The 19,384-nt window shown below is 53.9% G+C and carries 30 protein-coding genes and 1 tRNA gene; 3 read left to right on the forward strand and 28 right to left on the reverse strand.

Annotation, left to right across the window (positions count from 1 at the left end):
* Window positions 1-27: 27 nt before the first annotated feature.
* From rpmD to IPJ96_12480, 27 genes are all read right to left on the reverse strand, one after another.
* On the reverse strand, window positions 28-207 hold the full coding sequence (rpmD, locus tag IPJ96_12350; protein MBK7911119.1) for a 50S ribosomal protein L30: 180 nt from the start codon (window positions 205-207) through the stop codon (window positions 28-30).
* 20 nt (window positions 208-227) lie between these two features.
* Window positions 228-746 carry a 30S ribosomal protein S5 gene (rpsE, locus tag IPJ96_12355; protein MBK7911120.1) on the reverse strand — a complete coding sequence of 173 codons (519 nt, stop codon included), beginning with the start codon at window positions 744-746 and terminating at the stop codon, window positions 228-230.
* 33 nt (window positions 747-779) lie between these two features.
* On the reverse strand, window positions 780-1,133 hold the full coding sequence (locus IPJ96_12360) for a 50S ribosomal protein L18 (GenBank protein ID MBK7911121.1): 354 nt from the start codon (window positions 1,131-1,133) through the stop codon (window positions 780-782).
* A gap of 8 nt (window positions 1,134-1,141) precedes the next feature.
* Window positions 1,142-1,696, reverse strand: a complete 555-nt coding sequence (gene rplF / locus IPJ96_12365) for a 50S ribosomal protein L6 (GenBank protein ID MBK7911122.1) — start codon at window positions 1,694-1,696, stop codon at window positions 1,142-1,144.
* A gap of 21 nt (window positions 1,697-1,717) precedes the next feature.
* A complete protein-coding gene (rpsH, locus tag IPJ96_12370; protein ID MBK7911123.1) occupies window positions 1,718-2,113 on the reverse strand; it encodes a 30S ribosomal protein S8 in 396 nt (131 codons plus the stop codon).
* 41 nt (window positions 2,114-2,154) lie between these two features.
* Window positions 2,155-2,424: a 30S ribosomal protein S14 gene (rpsN, locus tag IPJ96_12375; protein ID MBK7911124.1), complete on the reverse strand. Its 270-nt coding sequence runs from the start codon at window positions 2,422-2,424 to the stop codon at window positions 2,155-2,157.
* A 33-nt stretch (window positions 2,425-2,457) separates the two neighbouring features.
* Window positions 2,458-3,009, reverse strand: coding sequence for a 50S ribosomal protein L5 (gene rplE, locus IPJ96_12380; GenBank protein ID MBK7911125.1), 552 nt, complete (start codon window positions 3,007-3,009; stop codon window positions 2,458-2,460).
* Window positions 3,006-3,314: a 50S ribosomal protein L24 gene (gene rplX, locus IPJ96_12385; protein ID MBK7911126.1), complete on the reverse strand. Its 309-nt coding sequence runs from the start codon at window positions 3,312-3,314 to the stop codon at window positions 3,006-3,008. Before rplX ends, rplE begins: the two co-directional genes overlap by 4 nt.
* Before the next feature lie 55 nt (window positions 3,315-3,369).
* Window positions 3,370-3,738 carry a 50S ribosomal protein L14 gene (gene rplN / locus IPJ96_12390; protein MBK7911127.1) on the reverse strand — a complete coding sequence of 123 codons (369 nt, stop codon included), beginning with the start codon at window positions 3,736-3,738 and terminating at the stop codon, window positions 3,370-3,372.
* 45 nt (window positions 3,739-3,783) lie between these two features.
* Complete coding sequence (rpsQ, locus tag IPJ96_12395; protein ID MBK7911128.1) at window positions 3,784-4,056, reverse strand: 30S ribosomal protein S17; 273 nt, start codon at window positions 4,054-4,056, stop codon at window positions 3,784-3,786.
* An 18-nt stretch (window positions 4,057-4,074) separates the two neighbouring features.
* On the reverse strand, window positions 4,075-4,278 hold the full coding sequence (gene rpmC / locus IPJ96_12400; protein ID MBK7911129.1) for a 50S ribosomal protein L29: 204 nt from the start codon (window positions 4,276-4,278) through the stop codon (window positions 4,075-4,077).
* Between the two features lie 31 nt (window positions 4,279-4,309).
* The gene (gene rplP, locus IPJ96_12405) at window positions 4,310-4,729 is read right to left on the reverse strand and encodes a 50S ribosomal protein L16 (protein MBK7911130.1); all 420 of its coding nucleotides are present in this window, start codon (window positions 4,727-4,729) and stop codon (window positions 4,310-4,312) included.
* A 41-nt stretch (window positions 4,730-4,770) separates the two neighbouring features.
* Complete coding sequence (gene rpsC / locus IPJ96_12410; protein MBK7911131.1) at window positions 4,771-5,562, reverse strand: 30S ribosomal protein S3; 792 nt, start codon at window positions 5,560-5,562, stop codon at window positions 4,771-4,773.
* A gap of 61 nt (window positions 5,563-5,623) precedes the next feature.
* The gene (gene rplV, locus IPJ96_12415; protein ID MBK7911132.1) at window positions 5,624-6,058 is read right to left on the reverse strand and encodes a 50S ribosomal protein L22; all 435 of its coding nucleotides are present in this window, start codon (window positions 6,056-6,058) and stop codon (window positions 5,624-5,626) included.
* Window positions 6,059-6,084: 26 nt separating this feature from the next.
* Complete coding sequence (gene rpsS, locus IPJ96_12420) at window positions 6,085-6,363, reverse strand: 30S ribosomal protein S19 (protein ID MBK7911133.1); 279 nt, start codon at window positions 6,361-6,363, stop codon at window positions 6,085-6,087.
* Window positions 6,364-6,421: 58 nt separating this feature from the next.
* Window positions 6,422-7,246 carry a 50S ribosomal protein L2 gene (rplB, locus tag IPJ96_12425; protein MBK7911134.1) on the reverse strand — a complete coding sequence of 275 codons (825 nt, stop codon included), beginning with the start codon at window positions 7,244-7,246 and terminating at the stop codon, window positions 6,422-6,424.
* A gap of 26 nt (window positions 7,247-7,272) precedes the next feature.
* Window positions 7,273-7,563, reverse strand: a complete 291-nt coding sequence (gene rplW, locus IPJ96_12430) for a 50S ribosomal protein L23 (GenBank protein MBK7911135.1) — start codon at window positions 7,561-7,563, stop codon at window positions 7,273-7,275.
* Window positions 7,560-8,189 carry a 50S ribosomal protein L4 gene (gene rplD, locus IPJ96_12435; GenBank protein ID MBK7911136.1) on the reverse strand — a complete coding sequence of 210 codons (630 nt, stop codon included), beginning with the start codon at window positions 8,187-8,189 and terminating at the stop codon, window positions 7,560-7,562. Before rplD ends, rplW begins: the two co-directional genes overlap by 4 nt.
* A gap of 1 nt (window position 8,190) precedes the next feature.
* Window positions 8,191-8,808 (reverse strand): 50S ribosomal protein L3, encoded by a 618-nt coding sequence (rplC, locus tag IPJ96_12440; GenBank protein ID MBK7911137.1) that lies wholly within the window; start codon window positions 8,806-8,808, stop codon window positions 8,191-8,193.
* A 63-nt stretch (window positions 8,809-8,871) separates the two neighbouring features.
* Window positions 8,872-9,180, reverse strand: coding sequence for a 30S ribosomal protein S10 (gene rpsJ, locus IPJ96_12445; protein ID MBK7911138.1), 309 nt, complete (start codon window positions 9,178-9,180; stop codon window positions 8,872-8,874).
* Between the two features lie 42 nt (window positions 9,181-9,222).
* Entirely contained in the window at window positions 9,223-11,352 is a 2,130-nt protein-coding gene (gene fusA, locus IPJ96_12450) for an elongation factor G (protein MBK7911139.1), read from the reverse strand.
* 210 nt (window positions 11,353-11,562) lie between these two features.
* Complete coding sequence (rpsG, locus tag IPJ96_12455; protein MBK7911140.1) at window positions 11,563-12,030, reverse strand: 30S ribosomal protein S7; 468 nt, start codon at window positions 12,028-12,030, stop codon at window positions 11,563-11,565.
* Between the two features lie 36 nt (window positions 12,031-12,066).
* A complete protein-coding gene (locus IPJ96_12460) occupies window positions 12,067-12,465 on the reverse strand; it encodes a 30S ribosomal protein S12 (protein ID MBK7911141.1) in 399 nt (132 codons plus the stop codon).
* A 256-nt stretch (window positions 12,466-12,721) separates the two neighbouring features.
* The gene (gene clpX / locus IPJ96_12465; GenBank protein MBK7911142.1) at window positions 12,722-13,963 is read right to left on the reverse strand and encodes an ATP-dependent Clp protease ATP-binding subunit ClpX; all 1,242 of its coding nucleotides are present in this window, start codon (window positions 13,961-13,963) and stop codon (window positions 12,722-12,724) included.
* A 107-nt stretch (window positions 13,964-14,070) separates the two neighbouring features.
* Window positions 14,071-14,748, reverse strand: a complete 678-nt coding sequence (gene clpP / locus IPJ96_12470) for an ATP-dependent Clp endopeptidase proteolytic subunit ClpP (GenBank protein ID MBK7911143.1) — start codon at window positions 14,746-14,748, stop codon at window positions 14,071-14,073.
* 225 nt (window positions 14,749-14,973) lie between these two features.
* A complete protein-coding gene (tig, locus tag IPJ96_12475; protein ID MBK7911144.1) occupies window positions 14,974-16,347 on the reverse strand; it encodes a trigger factor in 1,374 nt (457 codons plus the stop codon).
* A 36-nt stretch (window positions 16,348-16,383) separates the two neighbouring features.
* Window positions 16,384-16,465: transfer RNA gene (locus tag IPJ96_12480), tRNA-Leu, on the reverse strand.
* Window positions 16,466-16,668: 203 nt separating this feature from the next.
* On the opposite strand from IPJ96_12480, the gene IPJ96_12485 reads away from it, so the two are divergent.
* Genes IPJ96_12485 through IPJ96_12495 form a run of 3 tightly spaced genes read left to right on the forward strand, consistent with a single transcriptional unit; the run spans window position 16,669 to window position 18,528 of the window.
* Entirely contained in the window at window positions 16,669-17,244 is a 576-nt protein-coding gene (locus tag IPJ96_12485) for a sigma-70 family RNA polymerase sigma factor (GenBank protein ID MBK7911145.1), read from the forward strand.
* Entirely contained in the window at window positions 17,231-17,575 is a 345-nt protein-coding gene (locus IPJ96_12490; protein MBK7911146.1) for a hypothetical protein, read from the forward strand. The genes IPJ96_12485 and IPJ96_12490 overlap by 14 nt, the downstream gene beginning before the upstream one ends.
* A 53-nt stretch (window positions 17,576-17,628) precedes the next feature.
* Window positions 17,629-18,528 carry a flavin reductase family protein gene (locus IPJ96_12495; protein ID MBK7911147.1) on the forward strand — a complete coding sequence of 300 codons (900 nt, stop codon included), beginning with the start codon at window positions 17,629-17,631 and terminating at the stop codon, window positions 18,526-18,528.
* A 4-nt stretch (window positions 18,529-18,532) separates the two neighbouring features.
* Here IPJ96_12495 and IPJ96_12500 read toward each other — a convergent pair whose 3' ends face one another.
* Window positions 18,533-19,210, reverse strand: a complete 678-nt coding sequence (locus IPJ96_12500; GenBank protein MBK7911148.1) for a TetR family transcriptional regulator — start codon at window positions 19,208-19,210, stop codon at window positions 18,533-18,535.
* Window positions 19,211-19,384 lie beyond the last annotated feature (174 nt).

A 19,384-nucleotide genomic window follows, 5' to 3' on the forward strand; every position in this document is an offset into this window, starting at 1 on the left:
GAAGGTCTTTCTTCGGATTGTTAGTGATTAGGCTTCCTTCACCTCTACCAGGTGCTGGACCTTGTTGATCATGCCCCGGATCTGGGCGGTGGCTTCCACCTCGACGCTGCGGTGCATCTTCGTCAGGCCAAGTGCCTTCAGCGTACGCTTCTGGCTCTCGGGACGGTCAATGCCGCTACGGACAAGGGTGATTTTAACTTTTGCCATGGGATTCGTATAGAGGGTTCTTAACCGTTGAATACTCGGGCCATCTTGATGCCACGTTGCTGAGCAACCGTAGCCGGATCACGCATCTGCGCCAGCGCGTCGATCGTAGCTTTCACCACGTTGTGCGGGTTGGAACTACCCTTCGACTTCGCCAGTACGTTGTGGATGCCTACGCTCTCCAGAACGGCACGCATTGCACCGCCGGCGATTACTCCGGTACCGGGTGCTGCCGGCTTCAGGAACACGTATGCGCCACCAAACTTACCGTGCGCTTCATGCGGAATGGTGCCTTTCATGACCGGCACTTTTACCAGGTTCTTCTTCGCGTCGTCGATGCCTTTCTGTACAGCATCGGATACTTCTTTCGCTTTGCCAAGGCCGTGACCGACTACACCGGACTCGTCTCCTACCACCACGATGGCGGCAAAGGTGAAGGCGCGGCCACCTTTGGTCACCTTGGTGACCCGGTTCACGCCGACCAGGCGGTCCTTCAGTTCGATTTCGCTCGACTTGACGCGTTTAACGTTTGTTTCAGACATGGTTTGTCTTCCTAATGAGAATGATCGTATCGTTTAGAATTGGAGTCCGGCTTCGCGGGCCCCTTCGGCCAGGGCTTTCACCCGGCCATGGTACAGGTAACCGCCACGGTCGAACACGCAGGTCTTGATGCCGCTCTGGACAGCCTTCTCGGCGATCTTCTTGCCGACTTCGCGGGCCAGATCGACCTTCGGTCCTTTGGTTGCAGTCATCTCCTTCGCTGCCGATGATACGGCTGCCAGGGTTACCCCCTGCACGTCATCGATCAACTGGGCGTAGATCTGCTTGTTGCTGCGGAACACCGACAGGCGGGGACGCTCGGCGGTGCCTTTAACCGTCTTGCGGATGCGGTAGCGGATATTGCTCCGGCGTTGTTGCTTCTTCAACATGGCTTCAATTATTTTTTAGCGGCCGACTTACCGGCTTTCCGTCTGAGGACTTCATTCACAAATTTGACACCCTTGCCCTTGTAAGGTTCCGGCTCGCGCAGCGAACGGATCTTCGCGGCAACAGCACCCAACAACTGCTTGTCGGCGCTCTCGAGAATGATCATGGGGTTCTGGCCCTTATCCTGCTTCGTCGAGACTTTCACCTCAGCCGGGATGTCGAAAATCACGTGGTGCGAATAACCGAGGACGAGATCGAGCAATTGACCCTGGTTGCTGGCCTTGTAGCCGACACCCACGAGTTCCTGCTCTTTCTTGAAGCCCTGGGACACACCGATCACCATGTTGTTGATCAGCGAGCGATACAAGCCGTGCTGGGCACGATGCTCTTTCGATTCGGTTGCACGCTCGACGGTCAACGTGGTTCCGTCGATCTTGACGGTGATACCGTCGTTCAGCTTCTGCGTCAGCTCGCCCTTCGGACCTTTCACTTGAACGGTTCCGTCGGCGACCTTGATCTCCACCTTAGCAGGCAGGGTGATCGGAAGTTTACCTATGCGGGACATTGTAGTTGGATGCTTGTTGAATTAATAAACGTAGCAGAGTACTTCTCCGCCTACACCGGCCGTGCGGGCCTCTTTATCGGTCATCACGCCCTTCGAGGTCGAGAGGATCGCAATGCCCAGCCCGTTGAGCACGCGCGGCATGCGCTCCAGACCCGCGTATTTGCGGAGACCCGGTTTGCTGATGCGCGAGAGGTTCCGGATGGCCGGAGCCTTGGTCACGGGATGGTACTTCAGGGCGATTTTAATAAGGCCCTGCTTGGAATCGTCTTCGAACTTGAAGTCCAGGATGTACCCCTTCTCCTTCAGGATCTTGGTCATCTCCTTCTTGAGATTCGAAGCCGGGATCTCCACGACACGGTGGTTGGCCCGTACGGCATTGCGAATCCGGGTGATGAAGTCTGCGATCGGATCAGTCATCGTATTAAGGGTGTTGTAGTCCGTTAGTCTATTGTTATGAATTACCAGCTGGCTTTGGTTACGCCAGGAATCTTGCCTTCCAACGCAAGTTTGCGGAAGGTCACGCGGGAAACGCCGAAGATGCGCATGTATCCGCGGGGACGACCCGTGAGCTTGCAGCGGTTGTGCTGACGTACCGGAGAAGCGTTCTTCGGGAGTTTGTCCAGAGCGATGTAATCGCCAGACTGCTTCAGCGCCTCACGCTTGGCTGCATACTTCGCGGCCATTTGCTGACGCTTTACTTCCCGTGCTTTCATTGATTCTTTTGCCATGTCGATATCCGTGTTGGATGTTATTGTCTGCGATTAATTGGTCCGGAACGGCAGTCCGAATTCACGGAGCAGCTCGATCGCCTCTTCGTCCGTCTTTGCCGACGTAACGAATGTGATGTCCATACCCTGGATCTTGTTCACCTTGTCGATGTCGATCTCCGGGAAAATGATCTGTTCGGTCACTCCCAGTGTATAGTTGCCGCTGCCGTCGAATCCTTTCGGGTTGATGCCGCGGAAATCACGGATGCGGGGAAGCGCAACAGAGATCAAACGGTCCAGGAATTCGTACATGTTCGTCTCCCGAAGGGTGACGCGCACGCCGACCGGTACTCCGGCACGCAGCTTGAAGTTCGCAATGTCCTTGCGCGATTTGGTCGCTACGGCTTTCTGACCCGTGATCATCGACATCTCGGCTACGGCGGAGTCGATGAGCTTCTTGTCGCTCACAGCATCGCCGACACCCTGGTTAACGCTGATCTTGAGCAGACGCGGAACCTGCATCACGCTGTCGTAATTGAATTTCTTCATCAGTGCCGGAACGATGTCATTCCGGTACTTGTCTTTCAGGCGCGGTACGTAACTCATTTCTTGATTACCTCCCCGGACTTTTTAGAGTATCGAACTAGTTTTCCACCCTCTTCACGGCGTCCTACGCGGGTCGTGTTACCCTTGCCGTCGACGACCATCACATTCGAGATGTGAATCGGCGCTTCCTGCTTCACAATGCCGCCCTGGGTGTTCTTGGCGTTGGGCTTGGTGTGCTTGGTCACCAGGTTCACACCTTCGACCAGCACGCGGCGCTCGCTCACGAGCACCTCCAGCACGCGTCCCTGTGCGCCTTTGGAGTCACCGGCAATCACTTTCACGGTGTCCCCTTTGCGGACGTTCAGCTTCGCTTGCTTGTTGTTTTTTCTTTCCATCGTTTCTTGTCTAAAACGGTTGAGATCAGAGTACTTCCGGAGCCAGGGAGACGATCTTCATGAACTGCTTATCACGAAGTTCACGTGCTACCGGGCCGAAGATGCGGGTTCCGCGCAATTCGTCCTGTGCATTCAGCAACACGACGGCGTTGTCGTCGAAACGGATGTACGACCCGTCAGAACGCTTCACTTCTTTCTTGGTGCGGACCACGACGGCTTTCGAAACCGTACCCTTTTTGATATTACCGGAGGGCAGCGCGTGCTTTACCGTGACGACGATCTTGTCGCCCAACGAAGCATAGCGCTTCTTGGTGCCGCCCAACACGCGAATGCAGAGTACTTCCTTGGCACCGCTGTTGTCGGCTACTACGCACCGGGATTCCTGCTGGATCATGACTTTCCTTGGTTAACTGATTAATGATTCTGCTGTCCTACGGGATTACTTAGCCCGCTCCAGGATCTGGGCGAGGCGCCAGCATTTGTTCTTACTCATCGGACGGGTCTCGGTGATCTTCACCAGGTCGCCGACGTTCGATTCGTTCTTTTCATCATGCGCCATGAACGTGGTCGTCTTCTTGATGAACTTCCCGTACATCGGGTGCTTCACCTTACGCTCGACAGCCACCACGATGCTCTTGTTCATCTTGTTGCTGACAACGACGCCGATTCGCTCTTTGCGCAGGCCGCGCTGCGGGGTTGCGGTTTGTTCCATGATTCTCCTTCGCGGTTATTATTTCGACTGTTCTGCTTTGGCGCGCTTCGTTAGCTCGGTATGGATCCGGGCGATGCCGCGGCGCATGTCGCGCATCTTCATCGGGTTGTCGACCGGCGATACCGCATGGTTCATGCGATACTTCACGTAGTTCGCCTTCTCCTCCTGCAAACGCAGCTGAAGCTCCTCAGACGTTAATTCCTTGATATCCTCTTTTTTCATGACAATCTTCCTTAGATGGTCCGTTATGGATTTATGCTTCGAAATCGCGGCGGACGATGAACTTGGTCGTTACCTGCAGCTTCTGGGAGGCCAGACGCAAGGCTTCACGTGCCGTTGCTTCCGATACACCCTCGGCTTCGAAGATGATGGTACCGGGCTTCACGACGGCCACCCAAAATTCCGGGTTACCTTTTCCTTTACCCATACGTACCTCGGCAGGCTTGCGGGTGATCGGCTTGTCCGGGAAAATCCGGCACCACACCTGACCTTCACGCTTCATGTAACGCGTCAGCGCGACACGAGCTGCCTCGATCTGCTTGGACGGCAACCAGCCGGTCTCCAACGCCTTGATTCCAAAGGAACCGAAGGCCAGGGAATAACCGCGGGTCGCGTTGCCCTTCGGCACCATTTTATGCTGTTTGCGGAATTTGGTCTTTTTCGGTTGTAACATGATTGCTACTGCTTATTCGTTATTTAATGCCGCGATCAATATTAGTTCTTACGCTGTCCGCCACGTCCGCCTTGTCCTCCGCGGCCGCCACGGTCACCACCGCGTCCACCCCGTCCTCCACGATCTCCACGGTCACGACCGGTTGCGGTCAGACCCTTGGGAGCCGGCGAAGATGCGCCTGAACCGATGTTCGGAGAGAGATCACGCTTGCCATAGATCTCGCCTTTGCAGATCCACACTTTCGCGCCGATCTTTCCATACGAGGTCTGTGCTTCCGCGATAGCGAAGTCGATATCGGCACGGAAGGTGTGCAGCGGAATACGACCGTCCTTGTACTGCTCGGTACGTGCGATTTCAGCACCGCCCAGACGACCGGCTACCATGACACGGACACCCTCGGCGCCCATGCGCATCGTCGACGCGATGGCCATCTTGGCTGCGCGACGGAACGAGATACGGGCCTCGATCTGACGACAGATGCTGTCGGCAACCAGCTGCGCATCCAGTTCAGGACGCTTGATCTCAAAGATGTTGATCTGGACGTCCTTCTTGGTGAGCTTCTTCAACTCTTCCTTCAGTTTGTCCACTTCCTGACCACCTTTACCGATCACGATACCCGGACGTGCCGTGTGGATCGTTACGGTGATGAGCTTCAGGGTACGCTCGATCACGATCTTGGCAACGCCGCCTTTGGATAGGCGTGCAAGGAGGTATTTACGGATCTTCTCGTCCTCTACCAGCTTGTCAGCATACTTCTTGCCGCCAAACCAGTTGGAGTCCCAACCGCGGATGATCCCCAGACGGTTGCCGATCGGATTTGCCTTTTGTCCCATGAGTTGTTTCTTCAGACGCTTCGCTGTTGGAAGCGGATTATCGTGATGATGGTTTTACGAATTAGGCTGCTTCTTCCTGTTGCTTCTTACCCTTTGCCGGCGCCGCAACCATGCGGTCCAGGATAATGGTCACGTGGTTCGAACGCTTGCGTACACGGTAGCCGCGACCCTGCGGGGCCGGACGAAGACGCTTCAACATACGGGCGCTGTCCACCTGTACCATCTTGACGCAAACGGTACCCTCGTCGATCTTGTCGCCGGTCTTGGCTTCCCAGTTTGCAATGGCCGATTGCAACAGCTTTTCCAGGCGGGCTGCAGGCGCCTTCGCGTTATAACGCAGGATGTTCATCGCCTGCATCACTTCTTTTCCACGGATCAGGTCCGCTACGATGCGCATCTTGCGCGGAGACGTCGGCACATTCACCAGGCGGGCGATGGCCGTGCTCTTCATCACTTCTTTGCGCTTATCAGCGGATTCACGTTTTCTTACTCCCATGACGTATCAGGATCGTTAATGAGGGTTTATTTCTTGTCGTCCTTACGGTTTCCGCTATGACCACGGTAGGTGCGGGTCGGAGCGAATTCACCGAGTTTGTGACCCACCATGTTTTCCGTCACATACACCGGGATGAACTTGTTCCCGTTGTGAACCGCGAAGGTGTGACCGACGAATTCCGGTGCGATCATCGAAGCACGTGACCAGGTCTTGATCACCGTCTTCTTCTTGCTTTCATTCATCTTCGTCACCTTCTGTTCGAGGTAATGAGCGATGTAAGGACCTTTCTTAAGCGAACGAGCCATAGTATTGCTGTGTTGTTCGCCGCGGCTTCCCGATACTCAGGCTGCCGCCGGCAACATATTATTTCTTGCGTCTTTCGATGATGTATTTATTCGTCGGATGATTCTTGCGACGGGTCTTGCGTCCCTTCGCGTACAAGCCCTTGCGGGAGCGCGGGTGTCCACCCGAAGCGCGGCCTTCGCCACCACCCATGGGGTGATCAACCGGGTTCATGGCCACACCACGAACACGCGGACGACGACCCGCCCAACGGTTACGGCCGGCTTTACCCAGGCTCTCTTTGTTGTGGTCCGGATTCGATACGGTACCGATCGTCGCGAGGCAGGAAGCCAGTACCTTACGGGTTTCGCCGGAAGGCATCTTGATGATGGCGTAATTACCATCGCGGGCCGCGAGCTGAGCGAATGATCCGGCGCTGCGCGCCATGACCGCTCCCTGTCCAGGACGCAACTCGATGTTATGGATCAACGTACCCAGCGGAATGTCCTTCAGGAAAAGGGCGTTCCCGATCTCCGGGGTGGCATTGGTACCGGAAAGGACTTTCTGACCAACCTTCAGACCTACCGGCGCTACGATGTAACGCTTGTCACCGTTCTTGTAATTCACAAGAGCGATACGGGCCGTACGGTTCGGATCGTATTCAATGGTCTTGACCGTGCCTTCGATACCGTGGTTATCGCGCTTGAAATCGATCAGACGGTACATCTTGCGATGACCGCCACCGATGTAGCGCATGGTCATCTTACCGTCGCTGTTACGGCCACCGGAACGCTTGATGCGTACAACCAGTGACTGCTCCGGACGGGAAGCTGTGATATCTTCAAACGAGTCCACCGTCGTGTGACGCTGGGTCGGGGTCATCGGGCGGAGTTTCTTGACTGCCATGATTCAGATGCTTGCTGGACTCCAGGTTAGATGTTACTGTAGAAATCGATGGCGTCGCCCTTCTTCAGGGTCACGACTGCCTTCTTGAACGAACCGCTGCTGCCGGATACGACTCCGGTTTTGGTGTAACGGGTCTTCGCCTTGCCGGGAGCGACCATCGTGTTCACGCTTTCAACGGTGACATTGTACATTTTCTCGACGGCCTGCTTGATCTGGATCTTGTTCGCCGTACGATCGACGAGAAAACCGTATTGACCCAGCTTCTCGCTGGTCTTCGTCATCTTCTCGGTGATGAGGGGTTTCTTCAGGACGCTCATGATAAGAATCGGGTTTCGAGTGCGGGAACAGAGCCCTCAACCAACACCAGGTGCTGGGCGTTGAGGACGTCGTAGGTATTCAGTTCACCGGCGGTGACCACCTTGTTGCTCTGCAGGTTGCGCGCCGACAGGTAGATGTTGTGGTCGTGTTGCGGAAGTACGACCAGAGCCTTCTTGTTCTCCAGTTGGAGATTCTTCAGGATATCCGCGTATTGCTTCGTCTTCGGCTTGTCGAAGTTGAAGTTTTCGAGGATCGTTACGCTCTTACCCTTGGCTTTGTACGTCAGAGCCGAGAGGCACGCGAGGCGCTTCAGCTTCTTGTTCAGCTTGAAGGAATAATCGCGCGGACGAGGACCGAATACGCGTCCACCACCCACGAAGAGCGGGGATTTCATCGAACCGGCACGGGCGCCGCCCGTACCCTTCTGACGCTTCAGTTTCTTGGTCGTGCGGGCGATCTCTGCGCGCTCCTTCGACTTGTGCGTTCCCTGGCGCTGGTTGGCGAGGTATTGCTTCACGTCGAGATAGATCGCGTGATCGTTCGGCTCGATCCCGAAGATCTGGTCGTTCAACCGGACCTTCTTGCCGGTCTCTTTACCGGCGGTGTTTACCACTACTGCTTCCATCTTATTTCTCCACAATTACAATGGAACCTTTATGTCCCGGAACAGCACCCTTCACAACGAGGATGTTCTGCTCAGGAACCACTTTTACTACCTGCAGGTTCTGCATCTTCACACGCGCTACGCCCATGTGACCGGCAGTACGCTGGCCCGGCCATACGCGGGATGGGAACGAGGACGCTCCACGCGAACCCGGGGCACGAAGACGGTTGTGCTGACCGTGGGTCTGCATACCGACACCGCTGAAGCCGTGACGCTTCACAACGCCCTGGAAACCGCGGCCCTTCGAGGTGCCAACGACATCCACGAAATCGCCTTCTGCAAAGAGATCGGCTTTGATCTCGCTGCCCACTTCCGGAAGCTGTTCGAAGTGACGGAACTCCATCACGTTACGCTTCGGGCTGGTGCCTGATTTCTTGAAATGACCGGCTTCCGCCTTGGTCGTGTGCTTTTCTTTCTTGTCGCCGAAAGCCAGCTGAACAGCCGTGTAGCCGTCCTTCTCCTTGGTCTTCACCTGGGTGACGACGCAAGGACCCGCTTCAATCACGGTACACGGGATGTAAGTCCCGTCCGCGCTGAAGACGCTGGTCATTCCGATCTTCTTTCCGATGATTCCTGACATGGTGTTAGTACTGTTGTGCCAGCGGTTTGGAGCACGTTCCAAACATAGCCGTTGTTGAATTGCTTAGGATGCTTTGATCTCTACTTCCACACCGCTCGGAAGCTCCAGCTTCATCAACGCGTCGACGGTCTTGGCAGTCGAGTTGTAGATGTCGAGCAGGCGCTTGTATGAGCACAATTGGAACTGCTCGCGAGCCTTCTTGTTGACGTGCGGGGAACGCAGCACGGTGAAGATCTTCTTGCCGGTCGGCAGCGGAATGGGTCCGTTGACGACTGCGCCGGTGACTTTCACCGTCTTCACGATCTTCTCGGCCGATTTGTCAACCAGATTGTGATCGTAGGACTTGAGCTTAATGCGGATGCGCTGAGACATGTTGAAAGAACGTTGGTAGGATATGTCTTGTTGAGGTATTGCTTAGTTGACTTTCTCGGCTTTAGCTTTGCCTTTCGCCTTGGCGATGACTTCCTCGGCCAGGGTACGCGGGCATTCGCTGTAGTGTGAGAACTCCATGCTGGAGGAAGCACGACCGGAGGTGATGGTACGCAACGAGGTCACGTAACCGAACATTTCCGACAGCGGAACTTTCGCTTTGATCACCTGCGCGCCGGCACGGGTATCCATGCCTTCGAGCTGTCCACGACGCTTGTTCAAGTCGCCCATGACGTCACCCATGTACAAGTCTGGGGTAACGACTTCCACTTTCATGATCGGCTCCATGAGGACCGGCTTCGCTTTCGCGGCGGCTTCACGATAACCCATCTTGGCGCAGATTTCGAACGAGAGTGAGTCGGAGTCGACCGCGTGGAACGAACCGTCGTAGATCCGGACCTTCATTGACTCGAGCGGATAACCGGCAAGAACACCGGTACCCATGGCGGCATCGAATCCTTTCTGGATCGCCGGGATGAATTCACGCGGAATAGAACCACCGGTGATCTCGTTCACGAACTGGAGGCCGGTATGACCTTTGGCCAGCCAATCGGCATCAGCCGGAGAAATCTCGAACTGGATGTCGGCGAACTTACCGCGACCACCCGTCTGCTTCTTATACGTCTCACGGTGCGAAGCACTGCCCATGATGGCTTCTTTGTAAGCCACCTGCGGTGCACCCTGATTACATTCTACTTTGAACTCGCGCTTCAGACGGTCCACGATGATCTCCAGGTGGAGTTCACCCATACCGGAGATAACGGTCTGACCGGTCTCTTCGTCGGTGTGTACGCGGAACGTCGGATCTTCTTCGGCAAGTTTGGCAAGCGCCATACCCAGCTTGTCTACGTCGGCCTGGGTCTTCGGCTCGATGGCGAGTCCGATAACCGGGGTCGGGAAGCTCATCGATTCGAGGATGATCGGCGCGTTGACATCGCACAGCGTGTCACCGGTCTTGATTTCCTTGAAACCAACGGCAGCACCGATATCACCGGCTTCGATGAAGTCGATCGGGTTCTGCTTGTTGGCGTGCATGCGGATGATACGCGAGATACGCTCGTTCTTGCCGGTACGTGCGTTGAGCACATACGAACCTGCATCCAGGCGACCGGAATACACACGGAAGAACGCGAGACGACCTACGAACGGATCGGTCATGATCTTGAACGCAAGTGCTGCGAATTTGTCCTTCGGATCAGCCTTACGCTCTTCCTCCTGGTCGGTGTTGGGGTTGACACCCTTCACGTTCTCGATCTCGTTCGGAGCCGGGAGGTACTGGATCACTGCGTCCAACATCGCCTGAACACCCTTGTTCTTGAAGGCGGAACCGCACATCATCGGGGTGATCTTCATGGCAATAACCGCCTTACGGATAGCCGTACGGAGCTCGTCTTCGGTGATGCTGTTCGGATCTTCGAAGAACTTCTCCATCAGGTGGTCGTCGAATTCAGCCACGGCTTCAACCAGGTTGGCGCGCCAGTGGTTCACATCGGCTTGCATGTCGACCGGGATCGGTACTACGTCGAACGTAGCGCCTTTGGTCTCTTCATGCCAGATGATGGCTTTGTTGGTGATCAGGTCGACCACGCCTTTGAACATGTCTTCGGCGCCGATCGGGAGCTGCAGGGGAACGGGATTACCGCTGAGGCGCTCTTTTACCTGAGCGACAACGTTCAAAAAGTTCGCGCCGGCACGGTCCATCTTGTTCACGAAACCGATCCGGGGAACGCGGTATTTGTTCATCTGACGCCAAACGGTCTCCGACTGGGGCTCCACACCACCAACGGCACAGAAAAGGGCGACAGCTCCGTCGAGTACGCGCAGGGAGCGCTCTACTTCAACGGTAAAGTCAACGTGACCAGGTGTATCAATGATATTGATCTTATACTGGTCATTCAGGTAATTCCAATAAGTCGTGGTGGCTGCGGATGTAATGGTGATACCACGCTCCTGCTCCTGAACCATCCAGTCCATGGTAGCAGCGCCTTCGTGTACCTCACCGATCTTGTGCACCTTACCGGTGTAATACAAGACACGTTCCGTAGTAGTCGTCTTCCCGGCGTCAATGTGTGCCGAGATGCCGATGTTGCGGGTATTTGTTAGCTCTTTGCTCATTTGATTACTTATCCGTTAATCATAACGATAGTTGTTTCTATTCCGCGATAACCGGACACTTTGAGCGGCGCCTGCGCGCTTGTCGGAGACGTCCTCCGCTCAGTTATCCAGTCTGTTACCTTGCCATGCTGGGCAAGTCAGGGGGTTATCCCGTTAAAGAAAGAACTATCCGAGTTGGACCGACCGTTGTCGGCCCGGGCATTCGTATTATCAGGCACGGAAGTGCGAGAAAGCCTTGTTGGCTTCTGCCATCCGGTGCGTGTCTTCTTTTTTCTTAACAGCTGCACCTTCACCCTTTGCAGCGGCGATGATTTCACCGGCCAGACGATCCGACATGGTCTTCTCGTTGCGCAGGCGGGAGTAGTTGATCATCCACTTGATCGAAAGACTGATGCGGCGGTCCGGACGAATTTCCGTCGGGATCTGGAAGGTAGCTCCGCCGACACGACGGCTCTTTACTTCTACCGTCGGCATCACGTTCGCCATGGCTTTTTTCCAGGTGTCCAGTCCGTTCTCCTTCGTCTTGTCTTCTACCTTCTGGACGGCGTCGTAGAAAATGGCGAATGCCGTGTTCTTCTTACCGGATAACATCATCATGTTCACGAAACGGGTTACTGCCGTGTCGTTGAACTTGGGATCCGGTAACAGGATGCGTTTTTTCGGTTTTGTCTTCCGCATGGGATGATGCAGCTATACGCTATTCGTTATTTCTGATTACTTCTTACCTGCAGGTGCAGCACCCGGCTTCGGACGCTTGGTTCCGTATTTCGAACGCTGCTGCTTGCGACCCTCAACACCAGCCGTGTCCAAAGAACCACGAACGATGTGGTAGCGAACACCCGGAAGATCCTTCACACGACCGCCGCGGATCAACACGATGGAGTGCTCCTGGAGGTTGTGACCCTCACCCGGGATGTAGGCCGTCACTTCATACTTGTTGGTCAGACGAACACGCGCCACCTTACGCATGGCGGAATTCGGCTTCTTGGGAGTGGTGGTATACACGCGGGTGCAAACACCACGACGCTGCGGACACGAGGTAAGAGCAGGTGATTTACTCTTATCGATCAATTTTTCGCGTCCCTTACGGACCAACTGTGAAATTGTCGGCATTCGGGTAACTGGCTTTCGGGTTAACGTTCAGTCTATTAGGCGCTTTTCGCCTGATTTTGAGGAATGCAAAGGTACCACAAACTCCCTATTTACCAAATGCTGTTCATAAAATATTTCACACATTTTCACGGCTCAACACAAGGCCGCCGCTGACTGGCTACCCGGCTATCCCCCAGTCAATCTGCAAATCGCTCATTATCAATAAAATAAAAAGGGCCCCGGCATGCGGAGCCCTTTTCTGTTGATTTTCAGCTATTTAAGCTACTTTCAGGCGGTTGATGTTCGCTTTGGAGAATTTCTCCTTGGCATAGGCCAAAGTGAGCGTAAATTCCTTGATTCCCTGCTTGTTAGAAGGAACTTCAAACATGGCGTCCAAAAGAATGGCTTCGCAGATTGACCGCAGGCCGCGGGCTCCCAGTTTGAATTCGAACGCTTTTTCAACAATGAAGTCAAGTACACCCTTCTCAACCGATAGGCTTACACCCTCTAATTGGAACAGTTTCTCGTATTGCTTGATGAGCGCATTCTTGGGCTCGGTCAGGATCGCCTTCAAGGCGGGCTTGTCAAGCGGATCCAGGTGGGTCAATACCGGCACGCGCCCGATCAGCTCCGGAATGAGTCCGAAGGCCTTCAGGTCGGTCGGACTGATATATTGAAGATAATTCGACCGGTCGATTTTTTCAGCGTCTTTGGACGATTTATAGCCGATCGCGTGCGTCTCCAAACGCCGGGCGATCTTTTTGTCAATCCCGTCAAAGGCGCCTCCACAGATGAACAGGATATTGGAGGTATCCATCGAGATCATCTTCTGCTCCGGATGCTTGCGGCCTCCTTGCGGGGGGACATTCACCACGGAACCTTCCAGGAGTTTCAACAAGGCTTGCTGCACCCCTTCCCCGCTTACATCCCGGGTAATGGACGGATTGTCGCCTTTCCGGGCGATTTTATCGATCTCGTCGATGTACACCACGCCCCGCTCCGCCGATGGTACGTCATAATCGGCTGCCTGCAATAAACGGGTAAGAATGCTTTCTACGTCTTCCCCGACATAGCCCGCCTCTGTCAATACGGTGGCATCCGCGATGCAGAAAGGCACATTCAGCATTTTAGCGATCGTACGGGCCAGGAGGGTCTTGCCGGTACCCGTTTCACCGACGAGTAATATGTTCGATTTCTCGATCTCTACTTCGTCCTGCTTCTTGATCTTGCTGGAAATGCGCTTGTAGTGGTTGTAAACGGCGACGGCTAACACCTTCTTGGCTTCGTCCTGACCGATCACGTATTGATCCAGGAACTTCTTTATTTCGACAGGTTTCAGCAGCGTGAGATGGGAATTCAGCGAAGTTTTCAACTTGCTGTTCATCTCGTCATTCAGAATATTCTGAGCCTGCTGGATGCACTGGTCGCAAATATGACCCGTTATGCCCGCAATCAGCACATAGGTCTCACTCTTGTCCCTGCCGCAGAAGGAACATTTGATCTCTTTTGGATTCTTCATGTTGGATGGAGAGCCGCGAAAAATTAAACGCAAGCTAAGGAATTTTGTTCGACCGGGTCAAACAAGAACACCTTAAAACTTGCGTTTAAAAAATGCGGTTTTACCGCTTATTTCTTTCGCGTCAGTACTTCATCGACCATGCCGTAAGCCTTGGCTTCTTCGGCGGTCATCCAGTAATCGCGGTCGGAATCTTTCCACACTTTCTCGTACTCCTGACCCGAATGCGAAGCGATGATCTCGTACAGTTCTTTCTTCAGCTTCTGGATCTCCCGTGCCGTGATTTCGATATCGGATGCCTGACCTTCGGCGCCGCCCAGCGGCTGGTGGATCATGATCCGGGAGTGCTTCAACGCTGCCCGCTTGCCTTTATCGCCGGCACACATCAATACCGCGGCCATCGATGCGGCCATGCCGGTGCAAATGGTACCAATGCTCGGCTGTACCAACTGCATGGTATCATAGATGCCCAAACCTGCATAAACGGATCCGCCCGGACTGTTCATGTAGATCTGAATATCCTTCTTGGCATCCACCGACTCCAGAAACAGGAGCTGCGCCTGGATGATGTTCGAAACATAATCGTTGATCCCGACGCCCAGGAAGATGATGCGATCCATCATCAGACGGGAAAAGACGTCCATCGTCGCGATGTTGAGCTGACGTTCTTCGATAATCGTCGGTGAGATATAATCGTTGCGCACAGCGGAAACAAAACTGTCGACGCTCAGGCTGCTGATGCCCTGGTGCTTGACCGCATACTTGCGGAACTCGTTGGTGTAATTCATGATGTGTTCGTTACTGTTGAAAGACGGGAACTCCACGGAAATATTGCCGGGAAGTCCAAAATTACTGGACGGAGCGGGGCGCTATGCCACACGATTCCGAACTTTTCAACAGCGGAAACCGATCCAGGGTTACCTGACCCTAAAAAAGAAATTGGAAACCCGATCGGAACTTACTGGCTGTTTCGGCCAATCCGCTGGTTTCCAATTCCTGCCGGAAAATCCGGATCAATGGTGGTGCTCCAACTCGTGCTGGGTCTTCTCCTGCAGGCGGGCTACGTATTCCTGATAAGGCAATTCGATCATGTCCAGCTTGACGACGCCTTTGAGGTGCGCGAAGACCTTGTTTTCACGGATACTGCGATCGAGTCGCTCACGGTTTCCGTCTTCGTTCAGGTAACGCTCCGACACTTCTTCCAGCTTGGCATCATCAATATCGTAGTAGCCGTATTGAGCAAACTGTTGACGAACCAATCCCCGCGCCAGTTCTTTCAATTCATCTTCCGTCACATCGAATCCTTGATCCGTTGCCAGTTTGGTCACCATCAGGTTCCAGCGGAGGTCTTCGGCCAAATGATAGTACTGATGATCGAATTCTGAATCCGCCATCGGTTTCTCCGCATTCGCCTTCAACATACGCTTCAGAAAATCATCCGGTAACGGAAGATTATTCTGATTGAGCAATTCATTGCGCAGGTCCTTCCGCATCTTCCGGTCGCTTTCCCGCTCAAAGTAAGCGAGGATGCCTTCACGGATCTTAGCGCGGAACTCCTCCTCGTTGGTCACATTTCCTTCGCCGTAGATCTTGTCGAAAAACTCCTGGTTCAGATCCGCCAATTCGATCCGTGAAATGGTCAAGACCGTCAGTCGGTAGTTCGATTGCATTGCCGGCGACTGCTTCTCGAGGCGCAGCATGGCGGCAACTTCGGGTTCATTTCCGATGACCGTCATCGGATGGAAATCGATGGTATCGCCTTTGGCAAGCCCAATAAAGGGCTTGCGGTCATTCGCTTGCGGGATGCGCTCAATGCTGAGCGTGGTGGTGGTCTTGTTACCGCCTTCCTTCACGTTGCCAGCCTCGTCGAGTTCGTTGAACTCGCCGTAGAGGATCGAGTTCTCTTCGGACTTCTCGGGATTCGAGAACTTTCCGTAACGGCGGCGCAGGTCATCCGCGTCGTCGTTGATCATCTTCTCATCGACCTTGACCAGGTAATACGGGATTTTTCCGGTCGGAATCTGAACGCTGAACTTCGGCGCAAGACCTACTTCGTAACTGAATTCGAACGTGTTCCCGTCTTCCAGCGACTGTTGATCCAATCCGTTTTTGGGCATCGGGGAACCGATGACCTCCAACTTTTGCTCGAATACATAATTGCTGATCGACTCGGAAACCAGTTTGTTGAGCTCATCCAACAATACCGGCTGTCCGTATTGCTTCTTGATCAGACCTGCCGGAACATGTCCCGGACGAAAACCGGGTATCTGGGCCGATTTCTGATAACGCTTCAGGATGTCCTTAACCCGGGTCTGATAGTCTTCCGGTTGCAAACGGATCTTCAATACCGTAAGAAGTTCGCTCTGTTGTTCTTGGCTGATCTGCATGGTCGTTTATTTGAGAAGATTCCGGTAAGAATTATGTGCGGTCGAAGGGACTCGAACCCCCACGGATTGCTCCACCAGATCCTAAGTCTGGCGCGGCTACCAATTACGCCACGACCGCTTTTCCCGGAATTTGGGAGCGCAAAGGTAGGTTTTTCCCCGCTTTCCGCCTAATGGGATTCCTTCTAAATTGCTGAACTCGAAGAGATAGCCGGGCTTGCGGCAGAATTGTACGGAGTTTGTGAAATGTCGTGCTTCCTGGGCTCGTTAGCTGGAAAGGAAAGCATCCGCAAAACAGCGAGCCCGCTAAAGCGACAACGATCTGTGCGATTCCTCAAATCCAGAAACCAAGACCCAGCCACCGACGAGGAGCTCATCCTGGCCTATCGACAGGATCGTGACCCGGCCCGTATTGGTTTGCTGTTCGATCGCTATTCGTCTCTTCTGTTCGGCGTTTGCATGCAATACCTGCGGGATGAGGATGAAAGCAAAGATGCCGTCGTCCACTTGTTTGAACGGTTCCAACATGACTTATTGAAGTACGAAGTCCGGAACTTCGGTTCCTGGGCCTACCGGGTTAGCAGGAACTACTGCGTTCGGTTACTGGCAAAACGCAAGGAGGTCCACGATGAGTGGGCCTTGAAAAACCTGGTGGCGGACGAGATTAACAAGGAAGAGCAACTCTACACCGAACTCAGAATCGAAGAATTGGAGCGCGCCATGGGCATGCTACAAGTGCATCAACGCAGGTGCATTGAAATGTTCTTCATACAGGAGTTAAGCTACCAGCAGATCAGCGATCAAACGGGCTTTTCGCTGAAGCAGGTAAAAAGCTATATTCAAAACGGTAAACGAAATCTCAGGATCCGTCTGGGAGGTACTGGCCATGACGAGGATTGACCTGCACAAAATTAAGCCCGGCGAACACCTGACCGGTGACCGCTTGCAGCGCTATCGCTCCGGACGCATGAGTTCCGAAGAGCGTGCTGCAGCCGATCGTCACCTGCAATCGTGTCAGTTCTGCAACGAAGCGGTGGAAGGCATCGGCAGGCTCGATACGCCGGAACAATTGGACCGCATCCGGCGCGACCTACACCGCAGGGTCGCCGAGCGATTGCGCAATCCGAGGCGCCTCTTTCCGGAACACTACCTGCCGATTCTCCTGATCACCATGGTCGTCCTGGCGATCATCGTCTTGCTCGGATTCTACATGACGACTCGCCTTCACTGATGCTTCGCCGAATGCCCGAAGGGCGTTACCTTTGCGGTGAATAATTCAGCTGCATGCGTACCATTGATCCCGGTTCCGTCAAGACCAGTGTATTCCACAGTTATATGCTGGGCGCCATCGCTCCGCGTCCCATCGCGTTCGCGAGCACGGTCGATAAAGACGGAAAGGTGAACCTTTCTCCCTTCTCTTTTTTTAACGCTTTTGGCAGTAAGCCGCCGGTTATCGTCTTCTCCCCTGCCCGACGCGTGCGCGACAACAGCATCAAGCATACACTCGAGAATGTTTATGAAACCATGGAAGTGGTGATCAACGTGGTCAACTATGCCATGGTCCAGCAGATGTCGCTCGCTTCCACGGAATATCCAAAAGGTGTCGATGAATTCGTCAAGGCCGGGTTCACGCCGGTGGCGTCCGAACTGATCCGTCCTCCGCGGGTAAAGGAATCACCGGTGCAAATGGAATGCAAGGTCCTTCAGGTCATCGAAACCGGAACGGAAGGCGGTGCCGCGAACCTGATCGTTTGCGAAATCCTTCGCATGCACATCGATGAATCCGTGATGGCCGACGACAAGATCGACCCGTTCAAGATCGACCTGGTTGCCCGTATGGGCGGCGACTGGTACTGCCGCGCGTCGGGAGCCGCGCTGTTCGAGGTTCCTAAACCGAATGTGAAGCTGGGCATCGGCTACGATCAGATTCCCGAACCCATTCGCAACAGCAAAGTGCTGAGTGGAAACGACCTGGGACAACTCGGCAATATCGAAGCGCTGCCTCTGGAAGAAGCGGTGCGCACCTACCGCCAGCGTGACTTCATGAAAGAACTCGAATCGAAATTCGGTCACCATCCGGAAATGCTGGAAGAGAAACTACACGCGTTGGCAAAGGCCCTGCTACAGCAGAAAGCCCTGGAAGAAGCCTGGTTGACCTTGTTGGTTTCGCTTCAGGTACGCTGAGCAGTCACTTTTTGGCGATCGCAGAAAACAAGAGCGACTCCAGAAAGTTCCGTATTCCTTCCGGCGTTTTCGCGTCACCGAAATCAGTCAACGACGGTAGGTGCAGCATGAAAAAATACTGGAAATGGGACATCTCCAGTAAGGTGGTCGCCATAGAGTGCGGGTAACGATACCGGGAATTATATTCCAGGATCGCGTCGGAAATTCGTGCACACAAATCCTTGTACGGTTTGAACAACTTGTGCTTGTTCAGTTGATCGACGTCCTTGGTCAGATACGATTTACTGCCTTCTGAAATGACGATTTGAAACAAGGCGTTGAAGTCGATCTCACTTGCATCGGACATGAGTTCCGGTCGACGCGTAAGAAGATCGATGATCTTCCGTAATTTCTTTTCAGGCTCGCTCAGGTTGTTGGTATGAAACACCACCTGGTACTCGAGCCAACTCCAGTACCACGCCAACAGGTACAGGAGCAACTTGTGCTTGTTCTCAAAATAGCGATAGACGCTGGCTTCCGTAGTGTCGATCGCTTCGGCGAGTTTCTTGAACGTGAACTGTTCGAAACCCATTTTGTTGATCATGCCGATACTTTGCCGGACCATTTTTCTGCCGATGACCGACAACTCCGGATCGCGGAGATACAACTTCTCGTTGTGCTTGATCTGAAACTGGACTTCCATGTGGTGGTGGTGGGAAATTCGATCAAAACTAGAGAATTCGACTACCACCACCAATAAATTAATAACCCTTTAATGAATAGTAGTATTACTATTATTCAGTAAGTTTGCAGGATATCCATTCGGTTGAACAAATGGACACCCCCGCAGGTGTGGTGCGCTACCGGGTACGTCAAT

It is taken from the genome of Bacteroidota bacterium (genome assembly GCA_016713765.1).
GTDB classification, from domain to species: Bacteria; Bacteroidota; Bacteroidia; order AKYH767-A; family 2013-40CM-41-45; genus Pollutiaquabacter; species Pollutiaquabacter aromativorans.

Coding starts and splice junctions, on each gene's coding strand:
- rpmD (MBK7911119.1), bottom strand. CDS start 207: ATGGCAAAAGTTAAAATCACCCTTGTCCGTAGCGGCATTGACCGTCCC.
- rpsE (MBK7911120.1), bottom strand. CDS start 746: ATGTCTGAAACAAACGTTAAACGCGTCAAGTCGAGCGAAATCGAACTG.
- IPJ96_12360 (MBK7911121.1), bottom strand. CDS start 1,133: ATGTTGAAGAAGCAACAACGCCGGAGCAATATCCGCTACCGCATCCGC.
- rplF (MBK7911122.1), bottom strand. CDS start 1,696: ATGTCCCGCATAGGTAAACTTCCGATCACCCTGCCTGCTAAGGTGGAG.
- rpsH (MBK7911123.1), bottom strand. CDS start 2,113: ATGACTGATCCGATCGCAGACTTCATCACCCGGATTCGCAATGCCGTA.
- rpsN (MBK7911124.1), bottom strand. CDS start 2,424: ATGGCAAAAGAATCAATGAAAGCACGGGAAGTAAAGCGTCAGCAAATG.
- rplE (MBK7911125.1), bottom strand. CDS start 3,009: ATGAGTTACGTACCGCGCCTGAAAGACAAGTACCGGAATGACATCGTT.
- rplN (MBK7911127.1), bottom strand. CDS start 3,738: ATGATCCAGCAGGAATCCCGGTGCGTAGTAGCCGACAACAGCGGTGCC.
- rpsQ (MBK7911128.1), bottom strand. CDS start 4,056: ATGGAACAAACCGCAACCCCGCAGCGCGGCCTGCGCAAAGAGCGAATC.
- rpmC (MBK7911129.1), bottom strand. CDS start 4,278: ATGAAAAAAGAGGATATCAAGGAATTAACGTCTGAGGAGCTTCAGCTG.
- rplP (MBK7911130.1), bottom strand. CDS start 4,729: ATGTTACAACCGAAAAAGACCAAATTCCGCAAACAGCATAAAATGGTG.
- rpsC (MBK7911131.1), bottom strand. CDS start 5,562: ATGGGACAAAAGGCAAATCCGATCGGCAACCGTCTGGGGATCATCCGC.
- rplV (MBK7911132.1), bottom strand. CDS start 6,058: ATGGGAGTAAGAAAACGTGAATCCGCTGATAAGCGCAAAGAAGTGATG.
- rpsS (MBK7911133.1), bottom strand. CDS start 6,363: ATGGCTCGTTCGCTTAAGAAAGGTCCTTACATCGCTCATTACCTCGAA.
- rplB (MBK7911134.1), bottom strand. CDS start 7,246: ATGGCAGTCAAGAAACTCCGCCCGATGACCCCGACCCAGCGTCACACG.
- rplW (MBK7911135.1), bottom strand. CDS start 7,563: ATGAGCGTCCTGAAGAAACCCCTCATCACCGAGAAGATGACGAAGACC.
- rplD (MBK7911136.1), bottom strand. CDS start 8,189: ATGGAAGCAGTAGTGGTAAACACCGCCGGTAAAGAGACCGGCAAGAAG.
- rplC (MBK7911137.1), bottom strand. CDS start 8,808: ATGTCAGGAATCATCGGAAAGAAGATCGGAATGACCAGCGTCTTCAGC.
- rpsJ (MBK7911138.1), bottom strand. CDS start 9,180: ATGTCTCAGCGCATCCGCATTAAGCTCAAGTCCTACGATCACAATCTG.
- fusA (MBK7911139.1), bottom strand. CDS start 11,352: ATGAGCAAAGAGCTAACAAATACCCGCAACATCGGCATCTCGGCACAC.
- rpsG (MBK7911140.1), bottom strand. CDS start 12,030: ATGCGGAAGACAAAACCGAAAAAACGCATCCTGTTACCGGATCCCAAG.
- IPJ96_12460 (MBK7911141.1), bottom strand. CDS start 12,465: ATGCCGACAATTTCACAGTTGGTCCGTAAGGGACGCGAAAAATTGATC.
- clpX (MBK7911142.1), bottom strand. CDS start 13,963: ATGAAGAATCCAAAAGAGATCAAATGTTCCTTCTGCGGCAGGGACAAG.
- clpP (MBK7911143.1), bottom strand. CDS start 14,748: ATGAATTACACCAACGAGTTCCGCAAGTATGCGGTCAAGCACCAGGGC.
- tig (MBK7911144.1), bottom strand. CDS start 16,347: ATGCAGATCAGCCAAGAACAACAGAGCGAACTTCTTACGGTATTGAAG.
- IPJ96_12490 (MBK7911146.1), top strand. CDS start 17,231: ATGACGAGGATTGACCTGCACAAAATTAAGCCCGGCGAACACCTGACC.
- IPJ96_12495 (MBK7911147.1), top strand. CDS start 17,629: ATGCGTACCATTGATCCCGGTTCCGTCAAGACCAGTGTATTCCACAGT.
- IPJ96_12500 (MBK7911148.1), bottom strand. CDS start 19,210: ATGGAAGTCCAGTTTCAGATCAAGCACAACGAGAAGTTGTATCTCCGC.